The 11,703-nt window shown below is 62.7% G+C and carries 9 protein-coding genes; 2 read left to right on the plus strand and 7 right to left on the minus strand.

What is annotated here, in order from left to right; all coding sequences use genetic code 11:
- Nucleotides 1–36: 36 nt before the first annotated feature.
- From MHX63_RS02055 to gatC, 4 genes are all read right to left on the minus strand, one after another.
- Nucleotides 37–1,425 (minus strand): MFS transporter, encoded by a 1,389-nt coding sequence (locus MHX63_RS02055; protein WP_239387022.1) that lies wholly within the window; start codon nt 1,423–1,425, stop codon nt 37–39.
- On the minus strand, nt 1,426–2,109 hold the full coding sequence (locus tag MHX63_RS02060) for an NUDIX domain-containing protein (protein ID WP_239387023.1): 684 nt from the start codon (nt 2,107–2,109) through the stop codon (nt 1,426–1,428). It abuts the gene before it with no gap.
- Between the two features lie 177 nt (nt 2,110–2,286).
- Entirely contained in the window at nt 2,287–3,789 is a 1,503-nt protein-coding gene (gene gatA / locus MHX63_RS02065; protein ID WP_239387024.1) for an Asp-tRNA(Asn)/Glu-tRNA(Gln) amidotransferase subunit GatA, read from the minus strand.
- 140 nt (nt 3,790–3,929) lie between these two features.
- Nucleotides 3,930–4,235: an Asp-tRNA(Asn)/Glu-tRNA(Gln) amidotransferase subunit GatC gene (gatC, locus tag MHX63_RS02070; protein ID WP_034985553.1), complete on the minus strand. Its 306-nt coding sequence runs from the start codon at nt 4,233–4,235 to the stop codon at nt 3,930–3,932.
- A 63-nt stretch (nt 4,236–4,298) separates the two neighbouring features.
- Here gatC and MHX63_RS02075 point away from each other — a divergent pair, with 63 nt between their 5' ends.
- Nucleotides 4,299–4,970: an amino acid-binding ACT domain protein gene (locus MHX63_RS02075; RefSeq protein ID WP_239387025.1), complete on the plus strand. Its 672-nt coding sequence runs from the start codon at nt 4,299–4,301 to the stop codon at nt 4,968–4,970.
- Nucleotides 4,971–5,005: 35 nt separating this feature from the next.
- On the opposite strand, the gene ilvA is transcribed toward MHX63_RS02075, so the two are convergent.
- From ilvA to MHX63_RS02090, 3 genes are all read right to left on the minus strand, one after another.
- A complete protein-coding gene (gene ilvA, locus MHX63_RS02080) occupies nt 5,006–6,691 on the minus strand; it encodes a threonine ammonia-lyase, biosynthetic (RefSeq protein ID WP_239387026.1) in 1,686 nt (561 codons plus the stop codon).
- 197 nt (nt 6,692–6,888) lie between these two features.
- On the minus strand, nt 6,889–8,535 hold the full coding sequence (locus MHX63_RS02085; protein ID WP_239387027.1) for a cation:dicarboxylate symporter family transporter: 1,647 nt from the start codon (nt 8,533–8,535) through the stop codon (nt 6,889–6,891).
- Between the two features lie 267 nt (nt 8,536–8,802).
- A complete protein-coding gene (locus tag MHX63_RS02090) occupies nt 8,803–9,477 on the minus strand; it encodes a 3'-5' exonuclease (RefSeq protein WP_239387028.1) in 675 nt (224 codons plus the stop codon).
- A gap of 212 nt (nt 9,478–9,689) precedes the next feature.
- Between MHX63_RS02090 and MHX63_RS02095 the strand changes: the two genes are divergently transcribed.
- Nucleotides 9,690–11,696 (plus strand): VWA domain-containing protein, encoded by a 2,007-nt coding sequence (locus tag MHX63_RS02095; RefSeq protein WP_239387029.1) that lies wholly within the window; start codon nt 9,690–9,692, stop codon nt 11,694–11,696.
- The last annotated feature ends 7 nt before the right edge of the window (nt 11,697–11,703 follow it).

Raw genomic sequence — 11,703 nt, forward strand, 5'->3', positions numbered from 1 at the left:
GGTTTTTCCGGTCTTTATTGTCTTTATTATTGACGCCTACTCGTCTCCGCGACTGCCCTCTGGCCGAGCCATTCCGGAGGCCACTGCGCCGAGGATCAGCATGATCACCGCGGGCAGCAGGGAGTCGCCGAAGGCTTGGGGGCCGACTACGCTGACGCGTGCTTGGACGACGGCGGCGATAACGGCGGCTCCGGTGACGGCGCCGAGTTGGCGGGTGGCGTTGTACATTCCAGAGCCGGCGCCGGCGAACTGGGGCGGCAGGTCGCGCAGGGTGGTGGTGGAGTTCGGGGCCCAGACGAAGGAGTTTCCGAATCCGAGGATCACGAACGCTCCGATCATCATCCATAGTGGGCGTTCGGGGCGCATGGAGAACACCAACGTGGCCACGCCGGTGGCCATTAGGCAGAACCCGAGGACGGCGAAGCGCCTAGGCTCGTGGCGGTCGACCAGCCGGCCGACGAACGGCGCCATAATTCCAGCGATGATGGCCATGGGGGTCACAACAAAGGACGCCTTCATCGGGCTGAAGAGGTGGACTTCCTGCAGGTACATCATCACTGGCACCATCATGCCGGCGACGGTAAACCCCATGGTGAAGATGGATGCGTTGCCGAATGCGAAGTGGCGGCGTGTGAACAGGGAGATCGGAACCAGCGCGCTGCCGGCGGATAGGCGGGATTGCAGCCAGACGAAGGCCACCAGCAGCGCCACGCCTCCGAGTAGCAGTGCCCAGATCCACGGCGCCCAGCCGGCGGGGTCGCCTTCTTGGATGCCGTAGATCACCATCGTCATCGCCACCATGGAAAGCAGGATCGACGGCACGTTGATGCGTTCGTCGGTCGGCTGGAAACGTGGGACCCAGCGGGCGACCATCACCACGGACAGCACGCCGATGGGTACGTTGATGAAGAACACCCACTGCCAGGTTGTGTATTGGGTAATGAGGCCTCCGAGCAGTGGCCCGGCGAGCGTGGATATTCCCGCCGTGGCGCCCCAGATGCCCAGTGCTGCCCCGCGCTTGTCGCGCGGGAAGATGCGGTTGATCACGCTCATGGTCTGGGGCGTCAATAGAGATCCGCCAATACCTTGCACGGCGCGGGCGGCAATCAGTGTTTCGATGCTGCCGGCCAGTCCGCAGGCAAGTGAGGAGAGCGTGAAGATCGTCATGCCCGCGATGTAGAGGTTTTTCGGGCCGAAGCGGTCACCGAGCCGGCCGGTGACCATCAGCGGCACGGCGAACGCCAGCAGGTAGGCGCTGGTGACCCAGAGCACCTGGCCGTAGTCGGCGTGCAGGTCGGCTTGGAACGCTGGCGTGGCGACGGCGACGATCGTTTGATCCAGCAGGATCATAAAGAAGCCGATGCACAGCGCCACAAGGGCGCGCCATGCTTGTGGCAGTGGAAGCGGCAGCGCGGGGTATTTCACTTAAAGGGAGTCTACTGCTGCCCGGATGGCGGGCAAACTGGCCTTGAACTCCGGCATCAGTGGCAGTTCTTCCAGCTGATCGATGGGCTGCCACAGTAGCTCCAGTGATTCGGCGGTCGGGTGCAGCTCCAGATGTTCGGAGCAGGTGGCCAGGACGGTGGTGTATGTCCACTCGTTGATTTCCGGGTTTTCGTATTGCCACCAGAATGTGCCGCCGAGTCCGAAGATTCCGTGGGCATTTAGCGATGCGTCGAGGCTGGGGTGTCGGACTGGAAAGTCCTGCAGGGCCTTGCGGGGGTCTCCGTTCCGTTCGATGATTTTTTCGATGTCGGCGAAGAGGTGCCACTCGTCGTCGCGGACGGGCAGGCGGCAGTACGCAACCTTTACGGGCACGGTGGAGGTGACGATTTCTTGGTGCACCTTTACCGATGACGCCCCCACGCCTGTCTCTTCCCACGTTTCGCGGAGGGCGCCGTCGGTGGGTGTTTCGCCGACGTCGATGGCGCCGCCGGGCAGAGCCCAGGTGCCGCCGCGGTTGGTCCACTTGGCGCGGTGCTGCATCAGGACGTGGCGGTCGTCGGTGACGAGGAACAGTCCCGCCGCGCCGAGGACTCCCCAACGTCGGGATCCGTAGGGGTCTTCGACGAAGCCGTCGCCTGTGTAAAGTTCGGGAATTTTACCCATGTCCCCCACCATACGCGGATCCGTGGCCTCCGCCGCGGGTCGCCCGGGCCTGACCATTGCCGCACGCCGGCCACGGATGTGCTCGTCGAGGCCTCCGTCGCCGGCAGCTTTACCCGGTCGGTTTGCGGCCGTCCGCCCTGGCCGCCGACTCTGGGGCAACCAGCTATGCGCGACCGGCTAGGCGCGGCCGGCCTCGAATGCCGCGCCGACGCGGTATAGGCGGTCGTCGCCGTGCGCCGGGCCCATGATCTGCAGGCCGGTCGGCAGGCCGGAGTCGCTGGCGAAGCCACCGGGCACGGACATGCCGCACACGCCCGCCAGGTTCAGCGGCAGGGTGAACAGGTCGAACATGTACATTGCCAGCGGGTCGTCGGCCTTCTCGCCGAGCTTGAAGGCAGTGGACGGCGTCACGGGCGCGACGATCGCGTCGACCTGCTCGTAGGCCTTGGCGAAGTTCTGGGAAATCAGGTTGCGGACGCGCTGAGCCTGCAGGTAGTAGGCGTCGTAGTAGCCGACGGACAGGGCGTAGGTGCCCAGCATGATGCGGCGCTTGACCTCCGGGCCGAAGCCTTCGGCGCGGGTCTTGCTCATCACCTGGTCGGCGGAGCGGGTGCCGTCGTCTCCGCGGCGCTGGCCGTAGCGCATGCCGTCAAAGCGGGCCAGGTTGGAACTGACCTCACAGGGCAGGATCAGGTAGTAGGCGTTTAGTGCGTGGTCGAAGTTCGGGCAGTCGACCTCCACCAGCTCAGCTCCCTGGGACTTCAGCTGCTCCAGGTTGGCGTGGTAGGTCTCCAGCACGCCTGGCTGGAAGGCCTCGGCCCGCTCGAACTGCTTAACCACACCCAGCTTCACGCCGCTCAAGTCTCCGGAGGCACCCTGCTTCGCAGCCTCGACAACAGGCGCGACGGCGTGGGAGGAGGACGTCGAGTCGTTGGCGTCGTGCCCCGCAATAACCTCGTGCAGCAGCGCGGTATCTAGGACTGTGCGCGCCGTCGGACCGCCCTGGTCCAGCGAGGAGGCGCAGGCCACCAGGCCGTAACGGGAAACGGTGCCGTAGGTCGGCTTCACGCCGACGGTGTTGGTCAGCGCGGCGGGCTGGCGGATGGAGCCACCCGTGTCCGTGCCGATGGCCAGCGGAGCCATGCCCGCGGCCAGCGCTGCCGACGAACCACCGCCGGAGCCGCCTGGAGTCCGCTCCAGGTCGTAGGGGTTCTTCGTCGGACCGTAGGCGGAATTCTCGGTGGAGGACCCCATGGCGAACTCGTCCATGTTTGTCTTGCCCAAGACCGGGATGCCGGCGGCGCGCAGACGCATGGTGACGGTTGCGTCGTAGGGGCTCATGTAGCCCTCCAGCATCTTGGAGGCACACGTGGTCGGCGCGTCGGTGGTGGTGAAGACGTCCTTCAGGGCCAGTGGCACGCCGGCCAGCTTGCTGGTCGGCTGGTCGCCGGCGGCCAGTGCGTCGTCAACGTTGGAGGCAGCCGCCAGCGCTTCGTCGGCGCCGACGTGGAGGAATGCGTGGATATCGCCGTCGAGCTCACCGATGCGGTCCAGGTGGGCCTGCGTAACTTCCTGGGAGCTGATCTCGCGCGCGTGGATCTTCTCCGCCAGTTCGGCGGCGGTCCAGGTGGTGAAGTCCGAGTCGTCCCGGGAACCGACGATGTACTTGTTCTCAGCCATGAGTGTTCCTACAGTTCCTTTGGTTCTTTAAGTTCTTTAGTTCTAAACGTTCGTTGCTCTAGCGGTCTTTTAGCTTTTTGACGCCACCCGCCGCAACTGTGCCGCAGCCCCAGTGACGCTAGCGTTCCTGAGAGGCTGTCCTAGTCCGCGAGGATCTGCGGCACCTCAAAGCGCTGCTCGCTCTGCTTCGGCGCCTGATCAAGGGCCTGCTCTGCGGTGAGGCTCGGAACGACCACATCTTCACGCATGACGGCGACATCGCCGTCAACGTTCTGAGTGGGGTGGCTCAGTGGCTCAACACCTTCGGTGTCTACCTTCCCGATCGCGGCCACGTGATCGACGATCCCGTCGATCTGAGCTGCGTATTCATCCAATTCCTGCTCCCCCAGGTCCAGGCGGGCCAGGCGGGCCAGGTGGGCAACATCTTCGCGCGAAATCTCAGACATGGGTTCTACTCTAGCCAAGGCAAGTAGCCCCCGTGGACTTCAGGTGGCGCTAGTATCGGTGCCATGTCTTTCCTTATGCGTGTGCGTATGCCCGATACCCCCGGCTCCCTTGGTCTGCTGGCCATGGCACTGGGAACTGTCGGCGGTGACATTCGCGGTGTGGATATTGTCGGACGCCCAGAACAGGATGAGCCCGACTTCGTTATGGACGACATTGTCGTCTCCCTGCCGTCTGGGCATCTCCCCGACAGCCTGATCACGGCCACACAGGAGCTCGACGGTTTCTACGTCGACTCGATTCGCCCCTTTACAGGTTCTATCGACCGACGCGGCCAGATTCAGATGCTGTCCGGGGTGGCGGAGAAGCGGCGTCACAAAGAAAAGGCGCTAGAGATCATGATGCAGGACCTGCCGCGCTCTATGACGGCAGGCTGGGCGGTCGTGCTGGATACGTTGCCGCGGACTCACCGGGTGGCGGCTTCGCCTGCCGCGCCGGAGGACAACGGCAAGGAGCTGGCCCATCCGCCATTGGACGAGGCGCGCGTGCTGAACCCAGAGCGCGAGGATTGGATTCCCGAGAACTGGGTGGTCATGGATTCTGCACTGGCGGGCACGCCAATCGAGGGCACGAGCCTACTGCTGATCATTGGTCGTCCGGGCGGGCCGGACTTTCTGCTCAGCGAGGTTGAGCATTTGCGCCAGCTCGGAGCGATCTTCGGCGCGTTCTTCAGCTAGCGCTGCACACTTCGGCGTACCACCCGCGTGCCGCGCTATTCGGCGCTGATGAAGAAGTCGTAGGCCGGGCTGTCCGTCACGTCCGTGGCATGATAGCCGAGCTGCTGCAGGTGCTCCTGAAATTCTGCGTCGCCGGAGACGTCCTCGAACGCCGCCAGCACGCGGCCGTGGTCCATGCCGAAGCTGCGGTAGTGGAAACCGGTGATGTCCCAGCGGGTTCCCAGGACTTCCAGGAAGTGCAGCAGGGCTCCCGGGTTTTCGGGGAATTCGAAGCTGTAGGCGGTTTCGTCGACGTGCTGGCCGGGGGTGCCGCCGATCATGTAGCGGACGTGTTCCTTGGCCACGTCGTCGTCGGACAGGTCGACCACGCCGTAACCTGCCTCGTGGAGGTCTTCGACTATGGCCTTGCGCTCGTCCTCGCCGTTCTTGAGCTTGACACCCACAAAAATGCGGGCGGGCTTTTCCCCGTCGCGCTGGCCGACTCGGTAGCTGAATTCTGTGACGGCACGGTGGCCGAGGATTTTGCAGAACTCGAGGAAGGCTCCCTCGCGTTCGGGGATGCTCACACCGAAGATACCTTCGCCACCTTCACCAATTTCCGCGCGTTCGGAGACGTAGCGCAGGGAGTGGAAGTTCACGTTCGCGCCGGACAGGACGTGTGCCAGGGTCTCCCCTTCGATCTGGTGGTCGACGGCGTAGCGCTTCAGGCCTGCCAGGGCGACGGCGCCGGCTGGCTCGGCGATGGCGCGTGTGTCGTCGAAGATGTCCTTGATAGCGGCGCTGATCTCGTCGGAGCTGACGGTGATGACGTCGTCGAGGTATTCGCGGCAGACTCGGAAGGTCTCACTGCCGATCTGCTTGACGGCCACGCCTTCGGCGAAGAGGCTGACGTGGTCGAGGGCCACGGGGTGCCCGGCGGCGAGCGCGTGGGTGAGGCAGGCGGATTCCTCGGGCTCCACGCCGATGACCTGGATGTTGGGGTCTAGTTCTTTGAGAAGCACGGAGATTCCGGCGGCCAGTCCACCGCCGCCGACCTGCACGAAGACGCGGTCCACGTCAGGGCGGGATTGGAAGATCTCCAGCCCGGCGGTGCCTTGGCCGGCGATGACGGCTTCGTCGTCGAAAGGGGCGACCCACACCATGCCCTCAACCTCGGAGAGTTCCATGGCCTTGGCCTTGGCTTCGTCGAAGTTCGCACCGTGCAGCAGCACTTCCCCGCCGAAACTGCGGACTGCGTCGATTTTGATGCTGGGCGTCACTTCCGGCATGACGATGACGGTGCGGATGCCGAGTTCCGTGCCGGAGAGCGCTACGCCCTGGGCGTGGTTGCCGGCGGAGGCGGCGACGACTCCGCGGGCGCGCTCTTCGTCCGTGAGCTGGGACATGCGGTTGAATGCGCCGCGGATCTTGAAGCTGTGCACGGGTTGCAGGTCTTCGCGTTTGACCAACACCTCGTTACAGATACGCTTCGACAGCGTTTCCATGTTTTCGAGTGGCGTGTTCGTGGCCACGCGGTAGACGGGGGCGGAGACGATCTTCTTCAGATACTCCGCGCCGGAGATGGCCTCCGTGCCGGAGACCGTCTCTGTACCTACGGTGGAATCAGCACCGGCGGCGGCTCCAGCTGCGGTGGCTTCCGCGCCGGCGTTTTCTTCCGTGTTTGGGGCCTGCCCTGCCGGGGCGTTCCCCCCGCTTACGGGATGTGAAGCTTCATGTGACATGCGCTTCAGTATAGTCCTGCCGGTGATCCCCCTTACGCGGCAGTCCCCCGCTGCCGCGCCCCACCCGGGCTGCTCTTTCCCACCAACCGCCGACCGCGGTCTCCGCCGCCAGCCGGGGCACGGCCAGCGGTCGGACATGCCCAGCGCCTACTGCGCCGTGTCCGAGCCGCGCCCGCCGCGCACCCACACCCGGCAGGTTACCGCCCGCCGCCGGGCTGCTGCTGGCGGTAATCGTCCAGGTTTACCTGCGGGGTGGGCTGCAGGTGTGCCGTGGCCGGGTTCTTCACCGACGGGTATTTGAGGTCGACGTTGTGGTCGTCCCCGGCATCCACGTATGGATCTTCACCGTTCAGCACCCGCTTGACCTGCTCCTTGTCGATGGTGTGCGTCCATTTGCCGACCAGCAGGGTGGCCACGGCGTTGCCGGAGAAGTTGGTCAGCGCGCGAGCTTCGGACATGAAGCGGTCGATGCCGACGATGATGTCCACGCCGCCCAGCAGCTCCGGGCGGTGGGACTGCAGTCCGGCTGCCAGCGTGGCGATGCCCGCGCCGGACACGCCCGCTGCACCCTTGGAGGCGATGATCATGAACACCAGCAGGCTGATCTGGTCGCCAAGCCCCATGTGGATGTTCATGGCGTCCGAGATGAAGATGGCGGCCATCGTCAGGTAGATCGCGGTTCCGTCCAGGTTGAAGGAGTAGCCCGTCGGCACGACGATGCCCACCGTGGACTTGTCGACACCGATGTGCTCCATCTTGCGCATAAGGTTCGGCAGTGCCGACTCGGAGGAGCTGGTGGCGAAGATCAGTAGGTATTCGCGACCCAGGTACTTCGCCAGTTTGAAAATGTTGAAGCCCGTGAATACCCGCAGGATGAGGCCCAGGATGCCGAATACGAAGATCACACAGGTGATGTAGAAGCCGAGGATCAGCACGCCTAGCTGCAGAACTGCCTTGATGCCCGTGCCGCCGACTACGCCCGCCATGGCGCCGAAGGCGCCGATCGGGGCGAGCCACAGGATCCAGGACAGGATCTTGAATACCAGCTTCTGCAGCGTGGCTACGAAGCTGAGGATCGGCTCGCCGGCCTTACCCATCGATTGCGTGGCGAAGCCCACCAGTAAGGCAATGAAAAGCACCTGCAGAATCTGGCCGCTGGTAAAAGCGCCGAAGAAGGTGTCCGGGACGATACCCTGGACAAAGCCCACCAGTCCTTCGGCTTGCTGTTCTTCGCCGTTGCCGAAGGTGCTGCTTCCGCCGGTGCTCAGGTTCAGGCCATCGCCTGGCTGCAGGATGTTGCCGACAACCAGGCCCACTGCGAGGGCGAAGGTGGACATCGTGACGAAGTATCCCAGTGCCAGGCCGCCTGCTTTACCTACTGACGCCGCAGACCTCACCGAACCAATTCCCAGCACAATCGTGCAGAAGATCACCGGTGCGATGATCATCTTGATCAGGCTGACGTAAGTGGTGCCCAGCTCTTTGAATCCCTTGGCGGTATCGGGCGCCACTAGGCCAAAGATGATGCCGGCGATCACGGCGATAATCACGCCGATGTACAGCCAGTGAGTGTTGTCTTTCTTCTCCCTTTTAGACTCGGCGATCTGCGGAGCAGAAGCGACGGCGTATCCAGGGGCGGCCTGCTTCTCCTGGAAACTCTTCCCGGCTGAGCTCTGTCCAACTGAACTCTGCTCGGCTGGAGCCTGTCCCGCCGAGTGCTGTTCAGTGTCGTGCTGCCCACTTGTGTGTTGTGCAGCTGAGCGCCCGTCAGCTGAGTATTGCCCAGTTCCGCTGAGTTCAGCGCCATTGCGCCCTGCGCCCTGGGGATTGTTCTTATCGTCCATGATCCCTAGTGCCCCATTTCGGTGTATTCAGATGTTTTCTGTATTCAGCTGTCTTCTTCAGGCGTTTACCTTCTTGAAGCGTCTGCCTTCTTGAAGCGTTGGCTCCCATCCCCTGCCGCGACAGTGACTTCCCTTCGGGCTCGGCTGGAGCCGAGTGGGCGTCAATAAGAACGTCGATACGAAACAGGGGGAAGAACCACAACACCTTTATTGTGCTCCTAGGGGGAGATAAGAAACAAATGGGCGCTGCGATAGGCTTTCGTCAGACTACTCAGCGAGAGGCCAAGCGGTGTTGACCTGCACTTCTTTACCCTTCTTCTGGAACCACTCTTGCAGCCCCTTTTGGGACTCGTAGAACCATGTGGCCTGGGAAAGCATCAGTTCATCCGCTGGCATCTGCGTTAGCTCGGGATACTTGCGCGCCAGCATCCACGCCACACGGGCGGCGGCCACCGCATCCGCCGTCGCCTCGTGGGCATTGTCCAAATTCACGCCATAGTGCTGGCACACGCTTTCCAGGGTGCGCTTACCCTTGCGGTACTGATCCTTTGCCCTATCAACCACATAGGGATCGAATACCGGGCCGTCGACAGTGAAGCTGGGCTCCAAGGCACGCAGAACGCTGAGGTCATAGGCGGCGTTGTAGACGATCAGCGTGGCACCGGAGCGCCATGCCTCGCGGATGCCCTCGATGGTTTTTGTCAGCACTTCGCCGTGATCCTGGCCGTGCTCGCGGGCGTACTCGGTAGTGATGCCGTGGACGTCGGAAGCCTGCTGGGGAATCTCCACGCCGGGATCGGCGAGCATCTCAATGTCGTTTCGCTCGCGCCCCTTGATGGTCACGAGTGCGCTGGTGACGATACGAGCGGTCTTTGGGTCTACTCCAGTGGTTTCCAGGTCGAAGCTCAGCATGTGTGCCGGGTCAAAATGCGGTGCAGTCATAGTGACCACTTTATAGGCGCCACCGGACACCCCCGTTATCGTTCAAAACAGTACGTTCTTCATGCGGGTCAGAGCTTCTTTTCCTAGTATTTTCTTCACAACAAAATTCTTTTACCGGGAACTTTTTCCGCGCTGGGAACATTATGCGCCCGCGTTGCGTCCCACCCTCGTAAAACAAAACTTCGCAGTAATTAGAAAGGCGCTGATCCCCCTTGCACCCAGCGAGCCACACTCCCAAAGCCACAACGAAACAACCCACCACAGCGAAACAACCCACACCCCGGCGCCTCACCCTCGCACTACTCGCCTTCCTCACCATCATCGCCCTCCTACCCATCCTCGCCGTCAACGCCAACGCCGAAGACAACAACGACAGCGACGGAAACACCAGCAGCAACGGCACCGCCGGCGGCGACAGCAAAGTCGCCGTCGTCCTCGACGCCTCCGACTCCATGGCCGAAAAAGACACCGGCGACGGCGGTACTCGCATGGACGCAGCCAAAAAAGCCGCCAACGAAACCATCAACACCCTCGCCGATTCAGCCCAAACCGCAGTCATCGCCTACGGCTCCGAAGAATCCAACGCCCCCGACAACCGCGAAAAGGGCTGCCAAGACATCACCACCCTCGCCTCCCTCGGCAACAACAAACCCGAAGACCTCGAAGACAAAATCAACGAACTAGAACCCAAGGGCTACACCCCCATCGGCAACGCCATCAAACAAGCCGCCGAAGAACTCGGCGATAACGGCACACGCAACATCATCCTCGTCTCCGACGGCATCGACACCTGCGCCCCACCACCAGTCTGCGACGTCGCCGAAGACATCGCCGGCGACGGCATCGACCTCGCCATCCACACCGTCGGATTCAAAGTCGACGACAAAGCCCAAAAAGAACTCGAATGCATCTCCGACGTCTCCGGCGGCACCTACACCTCCGCAGACGACACCGAAGCACTCACCGAAGCCCTCACCGACGCCGCCCAACGCGTCGCCGGAAACTACGAATCCGCCGGCACCCCAGTCCAACTCGCCGACAACGCCACCGACGGGTTCTACCTCGGCGAAGGCCTCTACCAAAGCACACTGCCCTCCCCTAAGGGATCCAACAACGACGGCGACGACAAGTGGTTCAGCATCAGCGTCCCAGAAGGCAAGAAGGCACAGGTAACCGCAAACCTGGTTCCCGTAGGCTTCGAGGGCGGCGACCACATCTACTACAACATCAACGTTGAATATAAGAACGACAGCTGCAGCGACAAGGGCTCCGGCTACTTCGGAAGCTCCAATTGGCCCGGCCCGCCGGAAGCGGAGTCCGTCACTATCGACCCTGAAGAGGACTGCGATCCGACGAAGTATCGCGTGAAGCTGAACCACTCCGGCACCGAATTGGATCGTGACCTGCCGGTTGAGATCATGGTCGGGTTCGCACCTCAAGTCGATGGCTCCGATGCCGGCCCGGAGAACGACCGAGAGACCCCGGAGGGCAAAGACAAGGATAAGGTCAAGGTGCCCAGCACCACTCCGAAGCCAACCCCCGGTGGCAACTCCTACAACAACGCAACCGAGATCACCCCGGGTACTGTATCCGACACCCTGGTTCCCGGAGAGACGAAGTTCTACCGCATGAACGTCGACTGGGGCCAGCGCCCCATCGCGGAAGTCGAGTTCGACAAGAAAAACACGGATGACTCCCGTAACGGCGACATCTACGTAGCGTCGCCGCGCCGCGAAGTCACGTCTGAGGAGACCACACAGACCCTCGACAAGGATGTCCCCACCACCGCACGTGCCGTAGGTACGCCGTACGTTTTCTACCGCAACCGTGAAGAAAATGTGGCACATCAGGAAGCTTCGGATGCCGGCCAGTGGTATGTCATGGTCACCCTAGAGGGCTACAAGGACAACGGAAAGCAAGCAAAGGACATCGAGTTCCGCCTGTCCACTGCGGTGGAAGGTAACAAGGTCGATGGACCGGAGTGGCGTCAAACCCTAGAGCCCGGACCGGAGCCCACCCCCGAGCCGCCAGGAACCAACGACGACGGCAACGACGGGCAGGAGAACAACGGCAACTCCAGCGACGAGTCCGACGCCCAGGCCAAGGACATCGACAACGCCTCCCAGAGCAACACGATCCTGTACATCGGCCTGGGAGTCCTAGTCCTCATCTTGCTCGCCGCCGTAGCGGTCTACTTCACCGCCGTCCGCCGCAAGTAGATCTCCC

It is taken from the genome of Corynebacterium sp. ACRQK, assembly GCF_022345965.1.
In the GTDB taxonomy this organism is placed as follows: Bacteria; Actinomycetota; Actinomycetes; order Mycobacteriales; family Mycobacteriaceae; genus Corynebacterium.